Source organism: Echinicola marina (assembly GCF_020463795.1).
GTDB classification, from domain to species: Bacteria; Bacteroidota; Bacteroidia; order Cytophagales; family Cyclobacteriaceae; genus Echinicola; species Echinicola marina.
Genome location: NZ_CP080025.1, coordinates 4737892 through 4757685, shown reverse-complemented (window position 1 = coordinate 4757685; position 19794 = coordinate 4737892). Strand labels below are relative to the sequence as shown.

General features: G+C 39.4%; 18 protein-coding genes. 10 read left to right on the top strand and 8 right to left on the bottom strand.

The features are described 5' to 3' along the window. Position 1: 1 nt before the first annotated feature. The 3 genes from KZP23_RS19385 (at position 2) to KZP23_RS19375 (ending at position 2818) form a co-directional block, all read left to right on the top strand. On the top strand, positions 2-829 hold the full coding sequence (locus KZP23_RS19385; protein WP_226333416.1) for a DUF4249 domain-containing protein: 828 nt from the start codon (positions 2-4) through the stop codon (positions 827-829). 198 nt (positions 830-1027) lie between these two features. Beyond that, entirely contained in the window at positions 1028-1855 is an 828-nt protein-coding gene (locus KZP23_RS19380; protein ID WP_226333415.1) for a 1-acyl-sn-glycerol-3-phosphate acyltransferase, read from the top strand. Between the two features lie 6 nt (positions 1856-1861). Then, a complete protein-coding gene (locus tag KZP23_RS19375; RefSeq protein WP_226333414.1) occupies positions 1862-2818 on the top strand; it encodes a GNAT family N-acetyltransferase in 957 nt (318 codons plus the stop codon). A 282-nt stretch (positions 2819-3100) separates the two neighbouring features. Here KZP23_RS19375 and KZP23_RS19370 read toward each other — a convergent pair whose 3' ends face one another. Both KZP23_RS19370 and KZP23_RS19365 read right to left on the bottom strand, forming a co-directional pair. Next, positions 3101-4516 carry an SDR family oxidoreductase gene (locus KZP23_RS19370; protein WP_226333413.1) on the bottom strand — a complete coding sequence of 472 codons (1416 nt, stop codon included), beginning with the start codon at positions 4514-4516 and terminating at the stop codon, positions 3101-3103. A 128-nt stretch (positions 4517-4644) separates the two neighbouring features. Further along, a complete protein-coding gene (locus KZP23_RS19365) occupies positions 4645-5226 on the bottom strand; it encodes a DJ-1/PfpI family protein (RefSeq protein WP_226333412.1) in 582 nt (193 codons plus the stop codon). Positions 5227-5531: 305 nt separating this feature from the next. Between KZP23_RS19365 and KZP23_RS19360 the strand changes: the two genes are divergently transcribed. The 5 genes from KZP23_RS19360 to KZP23_RS19340 all read left to right on the top strand — a co-directional run bounded on the left by KZP23_RS19360 (position 5532) and on the right by KZP23_RS19340 (position 12857). Then, positions 5532-6983, top strand: coding sequence for a sulfatase (locus KZP23_RS19360; RefSeq protein WP_317198015.1), 1452 nt, complete (start codon positions 5532-5534; stop codon positions 6981-6983). 12 nt (positions 6984-6995) lie between these two features. Continuing rightward, positions 6996-8546 (top strand): sulfatase family protein, encoded by a 1551-nt coding sequence (locus KZP23_RS19355; RefSeq protein WP_226333411.1) that lies wholly within the window; start codon positions 6996-6998, stop codon positions 8544-8546. A 141-nt stretch (positions 8547-8687) separates the two neighbouring features. Beyond that, a complete protein-coding gene (locus KZP23_RS19350) occupies positions 8688-10268 on the top strand; it encodes an arylsulfatase (protein WP_226333410.1) in 1581 nt (526 codons plus the stop codon). A 25-nt stretch (positions 10269-10293) separates the two neighbouring features. Further along, positions 10294-11754 carry a sulfatase gene (locus KZP23_RS19345; protein WP_226333409.1) on the top strand — a complete coding sequence of 487 codons (1461 nt, stop codon included), beginning with the start codon at positions 10294-10296 and terminating at the stop codon, positions 11752-11754. A gap of 14 nt (positions 11755-11768) precedes the next feature. Further along, on the top strand, positions 11769-12857 hold the full coding sequence (locus KZP23_RS19340; protein ID WP_226333408.1) for an SGNH/GDSL hydrolase family protein: 1089 nt from the start codon (positions 11769-11771) through the stop codon (positions 12855-12857). 179 nt (positions 12858-13036) lie between these two features. On the opposite strand, the gene KZP23_RS19335 is transcribed toward KZP23_RS19340, so the two are convergent. After that, the gene (locus KZP23_RS19335) at positions 13037-13396 is read right to left on the bottom strand and encodes a nuclear transport factor 2 family protein (RefSeq protein ID WP_226333407.1); all 360 of its coding nucleotides are present in this window, start codon (positions 13394-13396) and stop codon (positions 13037-13039) included. A gap of 58 nt (positions 13397-13454) precedes the next feature. Between KZP23_RS19335 and tnpA (KZP23_RS19330) the strand changes: the two genes are divergently transcribed. Together tnpA (KZP23_RS19330) and tnpA (KZP23_RS19325) are read left to right on the top strand one after the other, a co-directional pair. After that, the gene (gene tnpA, locus KZP23_RS19330) at positions 13455-13916 is read left to right on the top strand and encodes an IS200/IS605 family transposase (protein ID WP_226332430.1); all 462 of its coding nucleotides are present in this window, start codon (positions 13455-13457) and stop codon (positions 13914-13916) included. A 184-nt stretch (positions 13917-14100) separates the two neighbouring features. After that, entirely contained in the window at positions 14101-14541 is a 441-nt protein-coding gene (gene tnpA, locus KZP23_RS19325) for an IS200/IS605 family transposase (protein ID WP_226332798.1), read from the top strand. A 260-nt stretch (positions 14542-14801) separates the two neighbouring features. Here tnpA (KZP23_RS19325) and KZP23_RS19320 read toward each other — a convergent pair whose 3' ends face one another. From KZP23_RS19320 to KZP23_RS19300, 5 genes are all read right to left on the bottom strand, one after another. After that, positions 14802-16202, bottom strand: a complete 1401-nt coding sequence (locus KZP23_RS19320) for a TolC family protein (protein WP_226333406.1) — start codon at positions 16200-16202, stop codon at positions 14802-14804. 4 nt (positions 16203-16206) lie between these two features. Beyond that, positions 16207-17385 (bottom strand): HlyD family secretion protein, encoded by a 1179-nt coding sequence (locus tag KZP23_RS19315; protein WP_226333405.1) that lies wholly within the window; start codon positions 17383-17385, stop codon positions 16207-16209. A 50-nt stretch (positions 17386-17435) separates the two neighbouring features. Continuing rightward, positions 17436-17834 (bottom strand): DUF3302 domain-containing protein, encoded by a 399-nt coding sequence (locus KZP23_RS19310; protein WP_226333404.1) that lies wholly within the window; start codon positions 17832-17834, stop codon positions 17436-17438. A 311-nt stretch (positions 17835-18145) separates the two neighbouring features. Then, positions 18146-18970 (bottom strand): alpha/beta hydrolase, encoded by an 825-nt coding sequence (locus KZP23_RS19305; RefSeq protein ID WP_226333403.1) that lies wholly within the window; start codon positions 18968-18970, stop codon positions 18146-18148. Positions 18971-18993: 23 nt separating this feature from the next. Beyond that, on the bottom strand, positions 18994-19770 hold the full coding sequence (locus tag KZP23_RS19300; protein ID WP_226333402.1) for a hypothetical protein: 777 nt from the start codon (positions 19768-19770) through the stop codon (positions 18994-18996). Positions 19771-19794 lie beyond the last annotated feature (24 nt).

The following is a 19794-nucleotide window of genomic DNA, read 5'->3' as shown; positions in this document are numbered from 1 at the left end:
TATGAAATTCTTGAAGTATGGAACCATTCTCATGATGCTTTTTCTCAGTGCTTGTTTGGAAGAGGTGAGGCCTGTATTGCAGTCTGCGCCATTCCAAACAGTAATAGAGGGGAGTTGGACTGATAACAGGGGACTTAATGAGGTAATAATAAGTAGAAGCCGTAATTATTATGATTCTACAGGATTTAAAGCCATTGAAAATGCTGAAGTGTACATTGTTCATGAAGACAGACAAATAAGGTATGATTTTCAATTTGTGAACAGTTCTCTAAAGTACCTTCCCCAAACCAATGTCGCAGGAAGGCAAGGACAAAATTATTCATTACATGTAAAGCTCGGGAACGAACATTATGTGTCTAAAGGCACATTGCTGGAATCGCCAAAGATAGATAGTTTGAGCTATTCTTTTAAGGAAGGTAATTTGGTCAGGGATGAGGGATATTATATCACATTGCATGGAAAAGTCCCTTTTGAGGAAAATAATTATTACAGGATAAAAGTAATCCGCAATGACACCTTGCTAAATAGGAGGGGTGATTACCTGCTTTTTGATGATACCTTTGGCTCGGATGCGCTGGAAGATGGTTTTGATATTGACAATATAGTTTTTAGAAAGGGGGATGTGGCAAGGATTTCATTTTATAGGTTAAATAAGGATGCCTATGATTTTCTAGAAAGCCTCCAGGGTTTTCTTTTTAATGATGGAGGGCTTTTTAGTCCCTTGCCCGAAAATCCGCCAAGCAATATCCAATTGCTTGAGGGAGAGAAAGCTGCTTTGGGATATTTTATGGTTGGCCCTGTGGTAACAGAAACAATAACGATAGAATAAGTGGACTAATAGGTCGGTAAGCATTAATTTTTAAGTGTCCCTTTGTGAATTTTTTGTATTTTTAGCTTTTGAAGCCTAAACAATGGGCGTCAAATAAGATCATTTAATCACCTTGTGAATCCGCATAAATCTGTCTATCAAATCTTTAAGTTTGGTGAGGTTTGGCGGAGAGTTTTGGTCAAATTTTAATATCCACAGTTGAAGGAGGCAGAAAATAAATTTATAGAAATAAGGAAAGTAATTAAGGACAAGAATCCGGCGCTTTTGAAGTGGATTCCTGGTTTTGTACTTAGTTATATCCGAAGAATAGCCCATGAAGATGAAATCAATCAGATCATGGGCAAGCTAGGTCATCTTCAGGGCTTGGATTTTGTGAATGGGCTGATAGATGAATTTGGGGTGAAGATTGAGCTTAAAGGAGCTGAAAATATTCCATTGAAAGACAGCGTAATATTTGCTTCCAACCACCCTTTGGGAGGTTTGGATGGTATTGCTTTCATGTATGCTTTAGGGAAATACCGTGAGGATTTGCGGTTTTTGGTAAACGATATATTGACCAATATCAAAAATTTTGAACCGCTTTTTGTGCCAGTTAATAAACACGGAGCACATGGAAGATCAGCGGCAAGGTTGATAGAGGAAACCTATGGTGGAAAAGAAGCGGTGCTGGTCTTTCCTGCTGGGCTGGTATCCAGAAAGCAAGGGGGAGAAATCAAGGATTTGGAATGGAAGAAAAGCTTTATTGCCAAAGCAAAGAAATATAAAAAAGATATTGTTCCCGTTTATATAGAGGGGGAAAATTCGTCTTTTTTTTATAACCTGGCCCTGATCAGGAAAAAGTTGGGGGTCAAAGCAAATATTGAGATGCTCTATTTGGCCGATGAAATGTTTGGTCAAAAGAACAAAAAAGTAACTATACATGTAGGAAAACCGATTTCTTACAAGTATTTTGATGATTCTAAAAGTGAAAAGTACTGGGCAGAGGAGCTGAAAAATACCGTTTACTCCATAGCCACAGAAAGTTAAGTTTTTATGCAAGAGATAATAGCGCCTGTAGATAAGGAAATTTTAAAGAGGGAGTTGACACCCGAGAGATTTTTACGCCATACCAATAATGGTGATAATCAGGTATACTTAATAAATCACCATAATTCCCCCAATGTAATGCGGGAAATCGGACGACTTAGGGAGCTTACCTTTAGAGGTGCTGGAGGAGGAACAGGATTGCCTTTGGATATCGATAAAAATGACACCTGTGAAAATTGCTATGAACAATTGATCGCCTGGAATCCGGAAGAGGAAGAGATCATTGCTGGATATCGCTTGATCAAATGTAAACATGCCGGAGAAAATGAATACGGTGAAGTGAATCTTTCCACCGCCCATTTATTTAAATTCACCGATAAATTTAAGAACGACTATTTACCAAAAACTATTGAGCTGGGCAGGTCTTTTGTTCAGCCTAAATACCAGCCAAGAAAGGATAATCGAAAAGGGGTTTTTTCCTTGGATAATCTTTGGGATGGACTCGGGGCTGTAGTGGTACTGAACCCAGATGTTGAATATCTTTTTGGCAAGGTAACCATGTTTCCTCATTTCAATGCGGAGGCCAGAGATCTACTCCTATATTTTATGAATCATTATTTTCCGGATAACGAGCATTTGGTGACACCTATCAGTGCCTTGCCTTATAAAACGGATGTGAGGGGTTTTAAGGAGCTCTTTGAAGGAAAAGATTATAAGGAAGGATATAAAATACTCAACACAAGAGTGAGGGCTTTGGGAGAAAATATTCCCCCATTGATCAATACTTATATGAACCTTTCACCGAGTATGAAGACTTTTGGCACGGCCATGAACGATGAGTTTGGTGCAGTAGAAGAGACAGGTATCATGATTACTTTAAAAGATATTTATGAAACCAAGAAACAACGTCATATAGAAACCTATGAACGAGATAAGTTTCTAGATAAAAAGGTAGAGGATTGATCGTTTTGATGAATTATACTATAATAGCTGTTGGAATAGGATTTCAACAGCTTTTTTTATAGCTCGGAGTTTTAGAGAAAATGAAGGATGGCAAGGCCGATTAAAGGTATTTGTTTTGATGATTTTATTAAAATCAATTTGAAATCATCCAAGGGGATTTATTGATAGAGGAAGGCAGGAGTGGCCCCATCCATAATTTAGATGAATTGAGTGAATTCAGAAAAAATAATGCGTATAATCCAACTAAGAAGAGATTCTTAACTGCGAAACGTCTTCAGTATATTAACTGGCCAATTTCCTGATCATTCCCCCAAAAAGAGCCCCATGAAAGGGTAGGACTGTATACCAATAGATCCTTCCCCATAGCCCCTTTGGTCTAAATGTAGCGGTTTGTATCAAAGTATGATTGTCAATTTTGAACTCTAACCAGGCATCTCCAGGAACTTTCATTTCGGCATATAGTAGCAATCTTTTCTCTTCTCTTTGTGCATAAAGAACACGCCAAAAGTCCACTGCATCTCCATTATTGATCGTATGAACGTGGGTACGCCCTCGCCTTAGTCCTACACCTCCAGAGAGTTTGTCGAGAAATCCACGCAGTTTCCAAAGCCAATTGGCATAGTACCATCCAGTATCTCCACCGATTTGCCATATTTTTTCTAAGCATTTTTCTTCATTTTCTACAGGGATTGTCCTGCGGTCTATCATGCAGCCGAATTGTGGTACATTGATGAATTCAGAAATGCCATGATCAAAACGGCCACTGATAAGGGAGTCCTTCCAACTTGAAATTACTTCGTTCGAATCGATTTTTGTGAATGCCTTGCTTAGCGCTGTCTGGTAATCCATAGTGACAATGCCAAGTTCTTCAGCAAGGGTGTTGGGTTTACAGACGACTTCGACCTTCATGCTGTCCACCAAGGAAACAGCTAGTTTATAAGAGGTGCTGGTAACAAAAAACAACCAATAGGAAGACAAGCGTGGAGTCATTACGGGCACAATCCATATTTTTCTCTTGAGTCCTCTATTGGCAGCGTAGCCCAGGAGCATTTCCTTATAAGTAAGAATATCAGGTCCGCCAATATCAAAATGCTGGTCATAAGTCTTAGGATTAAACAAGGAAAAACTTAAAAAGCTAATTACATTTCTTATAGCTATGGGTTGACATTTTGTGGCCAGCCATTTTGGTGCGATCATCAAAGGTAGTTTTTCCACTAAATCCCTAATGATCTCAAAAGAGGCACTTCCTGAGCCAATAATAATTCCCGCTCTCAAAGCGGTAAAATGGTATTTTCCTTTGGCCAGTTCGTCTTCTACAGCTCTGCGGGATAATAAATGTTTAGAAAGTACTTGATTATTAATAATGCCGCCCAAATAGATAATATGTTTGACTTGACTTGTGTTTAGATAAGTCCTAAAGTTTTTGGCTGAGTAAAATTCCAGTTCACTAAAATCTTCCGAAGTGGACATGGAATGGACAAGGTAATAAGCTCCATCAATATCCTTAGGGATGGATTGAAGAGAGTTTTTATCCAAAAAATCGGCTTCCACCACTTCTACTTGCTGCTCAAAAGCCTTTGGGTATGTAAAGCGATTTTTGTCTCTAACGCAACATACTACATGATGTCCACTATAGACCAATGAGGGGAGGATTCTCTTCCCAATATATCCTGTGGCACCTGTAAGAAGAATTTTCATTGCATGGTGTTTTTATAAGATAAGACCAATAAAAGGGACGATTGTTTAAAATTCACTAGTCACTACTTATAAAAGGATAAGGCCCAAACAATTGTCAGGGCCTATAGATTCAGGGTAGAAATAAATGATTATGAATGCGAAATTTGTATTCCCAATAATTTATAGAATTCCTTTAGGATAGCGGGGTGACCGGGCCAAGCTGGGCTGGTGGTCAGGTTACCATCAGTAATAGCTTGGTCTGCAGGAATGTTTTTCCAAGTGCCTCCGGCCAATTCAATATCAGGTCCTATAGCTATATAGGCTGTAAGTGTCCTGTTCTTTAGTACTCTTGCCGCAGTTAAGATTTGAATCCCATGGCAAATGGCAGCGACTGGTTTGTCGGCGTCAAAAAAATGCCTGGTGATTTCAAGGACTTTTTTATTCAATCGTGTATATTCCGGAGCCCTTCCGCCGGCAATATATAGTCCGTCATAATCAGCAGGGTCTACCTGATCAAAGTCTTTGGTGATGGCAAAACGGTGACCCGGTGTTTCCTTATAGGTTTGGTCTCCCACAAAATCATGGATGGCAGTAGGAACTGTTTCTCCTTGGTTTCTTTCGGGCCCTATGGTATCCACTTCCAGGCCTACAGATAGCATGGCTTGAAAGGGAACCATAGCTTCATAATCTTCCACATAATCACCGACAAGCATTAATATTTTCTTCGTCATAATTTTTAGTTTTTATTGGGTTAAAGAAGATACATTCAAAATGTAATTATTTTCGATTGCAATATGAAATAGGATCGGTTAACTGTCTTTTAAATTATTTAACGGATAGCAATGGATCGATAATATTTTATAGTTTAATAAAAAAATTGCCATTAGCAGTTTTATTGGTTTAAAATTATGGTAAAGTTGTCGTTAGTTTTTTTAAATTTGTTTTTAGGTGTAGGGGTGAAATTTTATGAAGTAAAAATAAAATTTTAGCTTTTGAATTATTTAGTTTTAAATCATCACTTTAAAAAAGTAAGCTATTGAAATACCTGATCACAGCTCTCATGTGTGTAAATGCTCTCTTTGCTTTTGCACAAAAAAAGGAAAAACCCAATGTCTTGTTTATCATAGCCGACGATTTGACGGCGAATGCAGTTTCTACCTATGGCAATCCTTTGAAAATAACGCCCAATATTGATAAACTAGCTGCTGAGGGAATGCAGTATGACATGGCTTATTGTCAGTTTCCGATTTGTGGTCCATCTAGGGCTTCTTTTATGTCTGGTTATTATCCACATGCGACAGAGACTTTTGGTTATACCAGTGGTAGAGAGAATATTGGCGAGGACAAAGTCACCTGGTCTCAGCTTTTTAAGAACAAAGGTTACTACACTGCCAGGGTGAGTAAAATATTCCATATGGGAGTTCCTATTGATATAGAGACAGGTTCTAATGGCGCCGACGATGAAGCATCTTGGACAGAAAGATACAATAGCCAAGGTCCGGAATGGAAGGCAGAGGGAGAGGCTGAGTTGGTACAAGGAAATCCTTTTGGTAAACTTCCTAGGAAAGGAGGGAATGTAATGACCATCGTGAAGGCGGAAGGCGATGACCTGGCACATTCTGATGGAAGAACAGCTGAAAAGGTCATAGAATTAATCAAAACTAAAGGCGACAAGCCATTTTTCCTGGCTGTTGGTTTGGTTAGGCCACATGTGCCTTTTGTTGCTCCAAAGCAGTATTTTGAGCCCTATCCCTATCAGGAAATGGTTTTGCCACCAAAAGTGGCAGGGGATTGGGATGATATTCCTGCCAATGGAATCAATTATGTAACTAGTGTAAACGCAAGGATGTCGGAAGATCAGGAGAAAAAGGCCATCGCCGCTTATTATGCGTCGGTTTCTTATATGGATGCGCAGGTGGGTAAGATATTGGAAGCATTGGAAGTGGAAGGCTTAAGCGATAATACGATAGTGATTTTCACGTCGGATCATGGTTTTCATCTGGGAGAACATCAGTTTTGGATGAAGGTCAGTCTTCATGAAGAATCGGCTAAGGTGCCTTTGATTATCAAGGTACCTGGAAAGCAACCTGCAGTCAGCAATTCCTTTGCCGAATTGATTGACTTGTATCCCACTGTAGCTGAGTTGGCAGGACTAAAATTACCGAATGCGATTCAGGGAAAAAGTTTGGTGAAGACTTTGGATGATCCTGAGTTTGAAGTGAGGGACATGGCATTTTCAGTGTCCAAATGGAATGGGAAGCATTTGTTCCTTTTGAGAAATAAGGATTGGGCATTTATACAATATGAAGAAGATGGGGCAGGAGGAATGGAACTATTTGACATGGTCAATGACCCACAGCAATTTAATAACTTATCGCATAATCCTCAGTATGCCAAGGTAGTAGAAATGTTCAAGAACAGGTTGAAGGAAAAATTGGCAGAGGTGAGAGACAATGATTTAGGAAAAAAATATACAGCAAATAAATAAAATTACTATTCCATGTTTAGAAATATTATATGGGGATTTATTGCCCTCGCAGCTTTTTCTTGTTCCAAGCCCAAAGAGCAAAAGCAGCCCAATATAGTCATCATTATTTCGGATGACCATACTCGACAGGCCATAAGTGCCTATGGCAGTACTATTACAGAGACCCCAAATATCGATAGAATTGCCGATGAAGGTGTTCTTTTTAATAACGCCTATGTGACCAATTCTATATGTGGACCAAGCCGTGCTGTATTGTTGACAGGTAAATACAGTCATGTGAACGGTTTTAGAAGAAACACGGATAGTAAGTTCAATCCAGGACAGGACCAATTTGTGAAACATTTGCAAGCTGCTGGTTATCAAACGGCATGGATCGGGAAGTATCATTTGGGAGAAAATCCCCAAGGTTTAGATTATTATGAAATTCTTCCTGGTCAAGGATTCTATTTTAACCCTGACTTTATAGTTAAAGGTAAAGCGGAGCGTGTGAGAAAAGAAGGGTATGTAAGCGATCTTGTAGAAGATGCCGCAGAAAACTGGTTGGATAGTAGAGATCCAGAGAAGCCGTTTTGTGTGGTGATTGGTCATAAGGCTACACACAGGACTTGGATGCCTGATCTGAAGGACATGGACATGTATAGTGATGTGACTTTCCCCATTCCTGATAATTTCTACGATAATTATGAAGGTCGCTTGGCTGCTATGGAAAATGACATGTCTGTTGACAAAACCATGATCATGGGCTATGATCTTAAAATGTTTCCTGATGAAGTAGGGGATAATAATGTTAAACGCATGACCGATGAGCAGAAGAAAGCTTTTTTTGACCATTATGCACCTATTCGTGAGGAACTTAAAGCGAGTAATTTATCAGGGAAGGAGTTGGTAGAGTGGAAATACCAACAATATATGCGTGATTATTTGGCAACTGCAGCGTCCATGGATAGAAACATCGGTAGGACCTTGGATTATTTGAAAGAAAATGGATTAGAGGAGAACACCATTGTTATTTATACTTCAGATCAGGGGTTTTATTTGGGAGAACATGGATGGTTTGATAAGCGATTTATGTATGAAGAATCCTTTAGCACTCCCATGATGATGAAATATCCAGGAGTAATAGCTCCTGGTACAAAATCTGAAGCTATGGTCATGAACCTGGATATTGCGCCTACTTTATTGGATGCAGCAGGTCTTGCTATCCCAGAAGATCTCCAAGGGGAATCCATGCTGCCAGTATTAACTGGTAAAGTTGAAAAAGGTAGGGAAGTGCTTTATTATCATTATTATGAAGTAGGAGAGCATAATGTTTCTCCACATTTTGGCGTGAAAACTGATCGATATAAGATCATCAGATATTATAATCAAGTAGAATCTTGGGAATTATTTGATTTGGAAAAGGACCCTTCAGAAATGAACAATGTATCAGGAGAGGAGGCTTATCAGGAAGTAGAAAAAGAAATGAAGACCAAATTACTTGAAGCGATTAAGAAGTATGAGGATACTGAGGCCGAAGAGATTTTTCATCAAGACATCAGTAATCCGACCATAAATAAAAAATAAAATCCAATAATGAATAGTAAAAGGTGCTATGTTTGAGAAGACATAGCACTTTTTTTGTTTTCATAGGTAAGGAAATGAAAGCTTTGGTTTTAAATTGAATATAAATGTGTATTTTTAGAAAGGAATTAAAATATAAATTCAATGAAAAACATATTGTATATTGTTTTTGGGTTTGCAATCCTGATGGGGTTTAGTTCTTGTCAAAAAACAAAAAAGAAGGAAGCGGGTCATATGAAGCGACCTAATATCATTTATATCTATGCAGATGACCTTGGTTTTGGTGAGATAGGCCCCAATGGCCAGGATAAGATCAAGACACCTAATTTGGATAAAATGGCCCAAGAAGGGATGTTGTTCAATCAGCATTATACAGCTTCTCCCGTTTGTGCTCCTGCTAGATGTGCTCTATTGACGGGTATGCATACAGGGCATTCATATATCAGAGGCAATAAGCCAGTACTTCCAGCTAGTTTTACTGATGAGGTGGAAAATGGACAACAGCCTATACCAGATTCTCTGGTGACTATTGGTGAAATGCTCCAAAATGCCGGTTATAAGACTGCTGGGATAGGCAAGTGGGGATTGGGAATGACCGGGAATGAGGGCCATCCCAATAAACAGGGATTCGATTATTTTTATGGTTTTCTGGATCAGCGTCAGGCACATAATTTCTATCCTACCCATTTATGGGAAAATGACCAATGGGATAGCCTAAACAACCCCTATATTTTTGTTCATACTCCTTCTTCACGAGGCAGTAAAGGCAATCAAGTAGCATTGGAGAATTTCAAAAAGAATGATTTGAAATTTGGTGATGAAGGCTTTTTCGATGCTTATATAGGAGAGGAATATGCCGTGGACAAGATGACAGAAAAAGCAGAACATTTTATTCGTCAGAATAAAGACGAGGAATTCTTCCTTTACTTACCTTATACCATTCCTCACGTTTCATTGCAAGTTCCGAATGAGGCTTTGAAACCTTATTTGGGCAAATTTGAGGAAGAACCCTATCTGGGACAGCAGGGCTATGCGCCACATGAGTTTCCTAAGTCCGCGTATGCAGCTATGATCAGTTATTTAGATCAGGAAGTAGGGAAAATATTTACTTTGCTGGGTGAATTAGGACTTGATGAAAATACCATAGTGATTTTTTCAAGTGACAATGGCCCAACTTTTAACGGTGGGGTAGATGCGGGATACTTTGAAAGCACAGCTGGTTTGAGAGGCTTGAAAATGGATGTTTATGAAGGAGGAATCAGGATGCCAATGATCGCTTGGTGGCCCGGGAAAATTAAAGCAGGAAGTACTACCGACCATATTTCTGCCCAGTATGATGTAATGGCAACCTTGGGAGAATTAACTGGGGCAAATGTACCTGTTTATTCGGATGGAATATCTTTTTTACCTACTTTGTTAGGAAATGATTCAGCGCAACTGTCCCATGAGTTTTTGTACTTTGAATATCCTGAAAAAAGGGGACAGCTGGCCATTCGTATGGGGAAATGGAAAGGTGTAAAAACAGATCTTGCAAAGAATCCTGAAAATCCATGGCAACTATTCGACTTGGAAGCAGATAGAAATGAAGAAAATGATGTGGCAGTTGCTCATCCGGAAATTTTAAAACAATTGGATGAGATCGTTGCTAATGAACATGCCTCTCCTGCATTTGCTAACTGGAAGTTCGTTGACAAAATGCTTGAAATGGCTTCTGTTGAAAATTAACAGTGTCTTTATAATAATATCGTTAATGCTTAAAACAGCCAGACTATTTTCCTTTATGCTCGCGTTGGCCAATGTGGCCTTCGGGGCCTGTACGGATAAAGAATCAAAGTCCTCTGATAAGAAAAGACCAAATATCATCTTGATCAATGTAGATGATTTGGGCTGGAAAGACTTGGGTTTTATGGGGAGTGATTACTACGAGACTCCAAATTTGGATAAATTTAGCCAAGAGGGAATGGTTTTTACCAATGCTTATGCTGGAGCATCCAACTGTGCACCTTCAAGGGCCAATATGATCAGTGGCCAGTATGGTCCAAGGCATGGGGTTTATACGGTAAGTCCTTCGGATAGGGGAAATGCCAAAACCCGAAAATTGATTCCTACCAAAAATATTGATTCACTTTCAGATTCTTTGTTTACGATAGGAGAGATGTTTCATGCCAATGGCTATACCACTGGTACTTTTGGTAAGTGGCATGTCAGTGAGGATCCAACCACGATGGGCTTTGATGTCAATATTGGTGGTAATCACAGAGGAAATCCTGGCAAAGACGGGTATTTCAGTCCATATAATATTGAGCATATTGAGGATGGCCATGAAGGGGAGTACCTTACCGATAGGCTGACAGATGAAGCTATCAAATTCGTGGAAGACAACCAGGATAGGCCTTTCTTTTTGTATTTGCCTTTCTATACTGTTCATAGTCCTTTGATGGGTAAACTAGAGTTGGTCGAAAAGTTCAAAGCCAAAAAAGGTTCAGGTGGGCAGGATAATGCTGTTTACGCTGCTATGGTCTATTCGATGGATGAGAATGTTGGGCGTCTTTTGGAAAGCCTTTCCGCTTTAGGACTTGAAGAAAATACCATGGTGATTTTCACTTCAGACAATGGTGGCATTAGGAAAACCTCCAATCAATATCCACTGAGAGCTGGTAAAGGATCATATTACGAGGGGGGGATTAGGGTGCCTTTGGTAATTAAATATCCAGGATTGATCAAAGCCGGTAAAAAGGTAGATGAACCTGTTTTGCAAATGGATTTCTTTCCAACCTTACAAGCAGTGATCAATGCTGAGGAAGTAAATAGGAACTTGGATGGTCAAGATTTGAGTCCATTATTATTTGAAAATGAGGAATTAAAAGAAAGAGATTTGTTCTGGCATTTCCCTATTTATCTGGAAGCTTATTCTCCTAAGGATGACCAGTCAAAAGACCCTCTTTTCAGGACTCGTCCAGGATCTGTGATAAGGTCAGGCAAATGGAAATTGCACGAGTATTTTGAGGATGGCGATTTGGAACTATACAATCTTGAGGAAGACTTGACTGAGCAAAATAATCTGGCTGAGGACCATCATGAAAAGGTGGAGGAGCTGTTATTAAAGCTTCGTGAATGGAGAGCATCTACTAATGCAGCTGTTCCAACTGAGAAAAATTCTGAATATGATGCTGATTTTGAAGCTCAGAGAAAAGAGCAAGTGATGAAATAAATACCTATCTAATCATGAAAATTTATTTAATACCAGTTTTACTTTTAGCCAGTTTTTTGTCAGGTTTTGCCCAAGAACTTACCTGGTATGACCCTCTGCAGGCTCATGAATTAGTTTTGGAGGGACAGGGATTTGACAATATAGCATATAATCGATTACCTGATGATGCAGAGGAAAAAGTCAGGAAACCTGTTTGGGGATTGTCTCGCCATTCAGCAGGTTTATTGTTGAGGTTTCAATCTGATGCGGCAGAAATCAAGATAAAATATAAACCAGGTGGTAATCTACAAATGCCGCATATGCCTGCAACAGGGGTAAGCGGTCTTGACCTTTATACAAAGGATGATACTGGTAAATGGATTTGGGTCAGAGGAAAGTATAGTTTCGGGAAGGAGGTAAGTTATCAGTTTATTACTCCGGAAAGTCCTGAGGATGGAAGGGAATACCAGCTTTATCTTCCTTTATATAATCATGTTGATAGTTTGATGATTGGCGTAGGACCAAATGATCAATTCAGTTTCAAGGCAAAACGGACAGAAAAACCTGTCGTGGTTTATGGAACTTCTATAGCGCAAGGGGCATGTGCCTCCCGCCCAGGAATGGCATGGACAAATATCGTTGGGAGAGAATTAGATGAGCCAATTATCAATTTGGCCTTTTCAGGAAACGGTAGGTTGGAGCCGGAATTGATCGACTATATCAAGACCATTGATGCTAAGATTTTTGTATTGGACTGTTTGCCAAATTTGGGACCTGGAGGAGGTTTTACAGAGGAAGTTGTTAAGGCCAAGATCGAAGATGCTGTCAAGACCTTAAATGAGCAACATCCTGATACACCGGTTTTGTTGGTAGAACATGCAGGATATTCAGATGGTTTGATCGATCCTGTAAGAAAAAAGACCTATACAGATCTTAATAGTTGGACCGAGGATAGTTTTTACAAGCTAAAGACCCAAGGCTTTGAGAATTTGCATTTGATGACTTATGAAGAAATAGGGTTGGGGAATGATGATTTTGTTGATGGAACACACCCCACTGACTTAGGCATGCAGCGTTATGCTGAAGCTTATTTGAAAAAGTTGCGTCATATTCTGGGAGAATAGAACAAAAAAGAAAACGAAGAAGGAATTTGAAAGTTATTCAAATTCCTTCTTCGTTTTTAGGGTCGGATATATTTTGAACAAATTCCTGGAAGGCTGTTTTTCAGTGTATTAAAGATATTCCGAGCTTATATTTTTTTAGCTTAGTTAAGAATTTATGCGCTATAGGCTTTTCGAAAATATTATAGGGCCTCTAATTTTCGGTCTTCTCGGATTTCTCCAGGAATATTATAATATGCCTTGATTTTATGGATCAGCCCCTGCTTAAAATAATGCCATTCCGTAACTTCTAAGCGAAAATTGTCCTGAATAGCGGTGTATTGTATACACGATTTATCATTGCCGTAAAGGCTGTCATGTATTTCAAATCGATGACCAAGAAATTTATCTTTATTCGCCTCTATTAAGTTTATATAGGTATCTTTTCCTTCAATGACACCATATGGGCTAATATGGATAAAATCCTCTGTTATGGGCAGCTCTATGAAGTTTCCTGATTCCCATAGTTCAAACCATTTCATCGAAAGTTTCCTGGCTTCCATTTAATCTCTTAGGGTCAAATTCCCCGAGGCTAGCCTCGTTTTACTATCTTGTGACTCGATGTCGCAAGAAAGTAAGTATATCCATAAGAGTCATAATGTATCAGTTTTGCTGTACCATATAGTTTGCTCAGCAAAATATAGACGAGTAGTGTTCAGTAAAGAGGTTGATAAAGTTCTGACATCGACGTGTGAACAGATAGAACTAAGATATGAGATTAAATTTCTGGAAATCGGTACAGATGCTGACCATGTACATTTTCTGATCCAATCGGTTCCAACGTATAGTATAACCAAAATAGTGAGAACGATAAAGAGTTTAGTGTCACGAGAGGTGTTTAAAGAATGCCCAGAGGTGAAAAAACAGCTCTGGGGAGGGGAGTTTTGGGGTAAGGGATATTTTGTCAATACGGTAGGCCAACATGGAACAGAGGAAAAGATCGCTAATTATGTAAAGAGTCAAGGGCTGGAAAAAGGATATAAAAAATTGAAGACCAATTATCAATTAAAAATATTCGATTGACCAATAATGCCTCGTGGGCTTGCCCCGAGGATTATTTACTCTTTTTCTTTTAATTGGTAAGTTAATAATGTTTTGTAATTATCCGTTTTCACACCAGTAGCTTTATTGGTCTCAATCGCTAGTGAAAACTATGCACTTTCAGTGCAAGACTTTCAGTTTAGGATAAATTTTTCAATATTGGAAAATGGGATCAATCAATCGTCGAGGAAACCATACAGTGAGTTGGTTGACAGTCCACATAGTTTGGGTTACCAAGTATCGTTATCCTGTACTACGAGGAGATGTTCAACGGCGCTGTAGGGATTTGCTGAAACAAATATGTGATGCAGAAGATGTTAGGATTCTTCAGGGCGTAATAAGTAATGATCATGTTCACATGCATATTGAATATAGCCCGAAACATTCGATAAGCGACTTGGTAAAGCGTATGAAAGGTCGAACTTCACGACGTCTTCAATCGGATTATCCAGAATTAAGCAAACGCTATTGGGGTCGCCATTTTTGGGCTATTGGTTATGGTGCTTGGAGTACAGGCAATATAACAGATAAGATGGTTGAGGAGTATTTAGAACACCATCGAGACATCTCGAATACTGACGATCAGGATAATTTTATCCTGGAGTAAGTATCAGAATTTCATTCTTGAACAAACCTATGCACTTCTAGTGCATAGTGGTTTAGTTCTCACGGATTCCACGGATCTAACTGGCGGAAGACAGGTTTAATTAATTGTTTCTGTGAAATATGTGTCATTTTTGTGAGAATGTTTTGAAGGGTATACTTAATGGCGGATTAGCGGATATACAGATAATGTTTTAAAAACATCAAAATTTGCCAGTTATTGATAATAAGAATTTTTGGCAGAAGTTCAAAGAAGATTAAATCCTACATAGATCCACCTAAGGCAAGATATAGGTTGACCCTTTGTATGATTTTTTCTGTTTGCACTCGAAGCAAAGTGATCTGGGAAGTATATAAGTCCATCTGTTGTAAGGTAAGATCCCTAAGGTCTGATTTACCTACTTTATAGGATATTTCTTGAAGCTCATAGGCTTTTTGGTTCTGCTTGACTTCCTCTTTTAGTATTTTTTCTCTTCGGTCTACTGTTTGTACCGTTTCAAGTGCGGTTTCTACGTCATTTATGGCAGCCAATACTGTTTGGGCATATTCATAAACCGCCTGTTCTTGCTCATAGGTTTTGACTTCAAGGTTTTCCTTGAGAAGACCTCCTTGGTAGATAGGAGCTACCAGGGAACCTCCTAAACTCCTGATGGGATTGGAGAATTCAGGGACCAAGGAAAAAATATTGCTGTGCACAGCCCCAAAAGTTCCTGTTAGGCTGATTTGAGGAAGCCTAGCTGCTTTGGCTGATCTGACACGATGAAAACTTGCGTTGAATCGATGTTGGGCCGCTAAGACATCAGGTCTCCTTTCTAATATCTGAAGAGGAATGCCTGCAGGGATGATACTGTTGATTTCCATCAAATCACCCTCTAGGCTTATAAGACTGGAAGGGTATCTGCCCAATAGCAGTTCTAGCGCCCTGACTTGGTTGTTATAAGCCAGTTCCAGCAAGCTAAAACCGTCTTTGATATTGTTAAGGCTCGCCTTAGCTACAGCAAGGTCCTTTTCATTACCAATTCCTACCTGAAAGCGCTTGTCGGCGATTTTTACTAGTTGTTCAGAAAGGTCAAGCATTTCCGAGGCGAGTTCTTTTTCCATATAGATTTCAATGGCCAGGTAATAGTTCCTGACCACAGCAGCCGCAATGGAAAGTTTGGCAAAGCTGAGGTCCATGGCGGCAGCTTCATATTCTTGGATTTGGGCATGTTTGGCATTTCGGAGCTTGCCCCAAATATCTAACTCCCATGCGGCTGAAAATATAGCACCGTTCAATCCTCCTGCAAAGTCGCCACCTAATTTGCTGTTTTCCCGCCCTAAGATATTGAGAGCTGGGCTGAGCGCACTTTTGGACATCTTTACATAGCCTTCAGCTTGCGAAAGACGGGCTTCCCCCACGTTTAAATCCAAATTGTATTCCAATGCCTCATGAACAAGCGTGTCCAGTATGGGGTTTGAAAATTCCATTAACCAATTTTCGATAAACATAGTAGAATCAGATTGCGATTCTTGCGCTTGTTGCCAGGTGGATGGGAGAATAAAATTGGCGAAAGCTTGTTCCTGAAGCTCTTCAGGACTTGGCGGTTCTTTTACCTTGCATGAAAAGGGATAAAGGCCTAATAATACCAAAACAATACCGATAAAGGAAAAGGGTAAATTCTTCATAAGATCAGTGCAGTTTAAGTACAAGCCAATCCATTTTTGTTCCCACTCTGATAATTACTTTTCTAACTAGGTGAATGATTTTTCCATGTTTAGTGTATATGGCTCCTTGTCCTACAGCTCCTGGAGCAAGAAAAATATCCTCGTTTTGATCTATTTTCAGTCTTACAGCAAAACGCCCTTCATGATAGCCATCTATCCTAGTGTCAGGGAGCCTGCCTGAAGTAGTCAATTGGCCTTGGGCATTGGCCCATACAATGTGCTCCACTTCACATTTGATGATCCTATTAGGATGTGTACGGATAGCTACTTCCGCCTCATTGCCATTTTCTACATATCGAAGCTCATTTTGATGAAAAAGGGCAACTACCCACTGCTCATCTTCGATGAAAGTCATGACTGGCTTGATGGGAAATTGTACGGCCATGGCACCTTTTCGGAGTTGGAGGTTGATCACCCTGCCATCTGCAGGGGCTCGGTAGACCGTCTGATCCAGTTCCCACTGGGCATAGGCGATATCTGACTTGGTCTGTACCAATGCAGCTCTTGCCTGTGATATTTCGGCCAATTCACCTTCTTCTGTCTGAGCAGAGAGTTTTTGGATAACTTGGGATTTTTGGGATTGTGCCACAGCAAGTTGTGCTTGAAGGTTATTTAAGTTGGTTTCCGCTTCTTCATATTCAAACTGTGATCCAGCCCCACTTTCGGCCAGTTCTTTTGTTTGGGCAAAACGCTTTTTGGCCAGTGCAATTTGTGTGTTGATGACTTGGATTTGGCTGTTGGCAGTGGTTAGCTGGGATTCCAATTCCCTGTCAAATGCCTTTGCTCCTACCAATTTTGCTTCAAGCTCAGGTAGTTTGGCTTCCAGTTTTTTGATTTTTAACGTGAAGGGGGTGGGGTCGATTTTGAACAAAACTTCTCCTTTTTTGACATGTTGGTTGGGAGAGATGGGGACTTCTACCACCAAGCCAGTCACTCGAGGGACTATCTCCACATTATAATTCATGACCCTAACATCATGGGATGAGGGTGCTACAATATTGAGTATCAATATGAGTAGGGCAATGGCCACCACAGGAATGATAATGACTATGGCTTGAGAAATGGTATTCCAAGGTAGCAGCTTGAACTTAAAAAAGATCAACCAAACAATACCCGAGTAAATCAGCAATAATAATATTTCCATTTTGAAGAATTAGGGCAAGTGTGAGTAGGTAAGATGGAAAGAAATGAGTTTTAGGGTTTATCCTGGTCTTTTTCTTTTTTCAAGTCGTCAAAGGTTTTCTCATGATAATCACCTTTATCTGTTCCATAAGCCATCTTATAAAAAACAGGCTTGGAATAGGTCCAAATCCAAGCCAAAGGCCATAAGAGCCCACCAAAGAACAAGGAAAGTATACATAGTGTTTTGATGGCTTGTGTCTGGGGATGATTTCGTTTTTCCGCAATTTTTTCTGGAAGGACATGGACCATCAAGAAGACTGTGATTATGATGATTGGGGCTACGATCAAGGCCACCCAACTTACCACATCTGCTACTTTGTCTTCGAATGCACTCCCTTTGGTAATGAGTGGGTATAGGCTGAACAGGGAAAATAATGTCAACCAATTGGTGTGGGCGTGCATCCTTTTCATGATTATCAGGGCTTGTGATGAGGGTTATTCTTAAACATAATCATTACGAGTGTCAATTGTATGGATTAGGTATAAGAATACTGATACTGAATTATTAAAAGAACCGAATTATTATATGCGGCCTTTTACTGGATAAACTAATTTAGTGAATTATTAATGAAGGAGTGATCGATGAACTTAAGGATTGAAAAAGATTATAAAATGGTGCAAAATTTGGTGACTATAAAAAGAATAACGAACCCTATAGGTTAAAAGCAAAAGAGTAATCCAACAACTGGATTACTCAAATTTTGAGGGTGATTCTGATGGGTTTATTTGTTTTGCTTTTGAATAATACGGTTCATTTCGTTTAATAACAAGGGAAAAGCCGGAGCTGTCATATTGTGACCATAGCCGTCCATTTCATATATTTTCGTCTCTTTATGCCCAGCCTCTTTCATCATACGCATCATATAGGCATTTTCCTCATATCTCCCTAGCATTTCCATATTTCGATCACCAGTGATCAATAATAAAGGGGGAGCATCAGGTCTAACATGGTATAAAGGCGCTAAATCATCCACAATGGCCTGGGTTCCTGGGATGCCTCTTTCTTCTCTTACAGTAAAATGCGTAATGGTGTGACCACTAAATGGAATGAGTCCTGCGATCTGATTGGCGTCAATACTGTGCTTATTGAGCCACCTTTTATCTAAACCAACCATACTGGCCAAGTATCCACCTGCGGAATGACCTGAAACAAATATTAAAGAAGGATCACCGCCATAATTGGCAATATTATTAAATGCCCAAGCAACGGCTGCAGCCGCATCTTCTATATATTTGGGCGCTTTGATCTTAGGGTATAATCGGTAATTGACACCAATGATGGCAATTCCCTTATCCTTTAAAGCCTGAGGGATTTCCTTTTCTCCTCCTGTCAGTCCGCCACCATGGAACCATACCACTGTGGCAAAGTTCTTCTTACCTTCAGGATAGTAGATATCGAGAACACATCTTTGCTGAATATATTCATCAGCTGCACTAAGGTCTTCATTATAATAGGGAATATTGCTTGCTGTTTTATAAGCTACATTTTGTGCGGATACTATGAAAACATAGCAAAAGAAAAAGATAGATAGAATGATCTGTTTCATAATTGTTAATTAGGGTTTTGATTTTATATAAAATTGGTATTAGTTGCTGCATTTTCATCAATAAGATGTTCGTCTACAATATCCCAAGAGAAATTAAGAAATAGCCTGGAGTGACCTTCAAATGGATCTTTTGTTTTCAGGTATTTAAGCTTTTTCTGCAATAATTCATGATTTACCTTGGTGTCTCGTATCAATAAGTGGTGGGATTCTGAAGGAAGTTCCTTATGTTCTCTTACCCATACCGGATGTCTTTTGATCGTTTTTATTTTGGTCTTTAGGCTTTTTTGAAGTTCTAGGAAGTAGATGTCTTCATAACCATAGTTGCCACAGAACTCTTCGTCTACACCCAGAGATTTGAAAAAGGTAGATTTAGTGCAGTAGTAGGTGTTTGGATGGATATTATGCTTCTGTCCATCTTTTAATCTGACAAAATTATAAAGGGCTTTGGGAAGCGGTTTTTTTAAAACATAATCCAAAGTTGCTTCTGGGAATGTATGGTCCAGGTCTGTAAGGATCAATTTGCTGGATTTGGCCAACATTACTCCTAAATTACGGGCTCCACCCTGATTCCATTTAATATCATCATTAATCTTTGCTAGGATAAAGTTCAGTTTTTTTGAATTGATATTAACAGGAACAGGTGAACAATCATCTACAAAAACAAACAGGATTTTTTTTAATACTTCAGGACTGTATTGCTCATAGTGGGCGATAAATTTTTCAATGATTCGAGCCTTCTGGTTTTCAATATAAACCGGAACAATATAGGTTAAAGTGATGGATGAATAGGAATTGGGCATGATGAATGGTACTTAAACAATAAG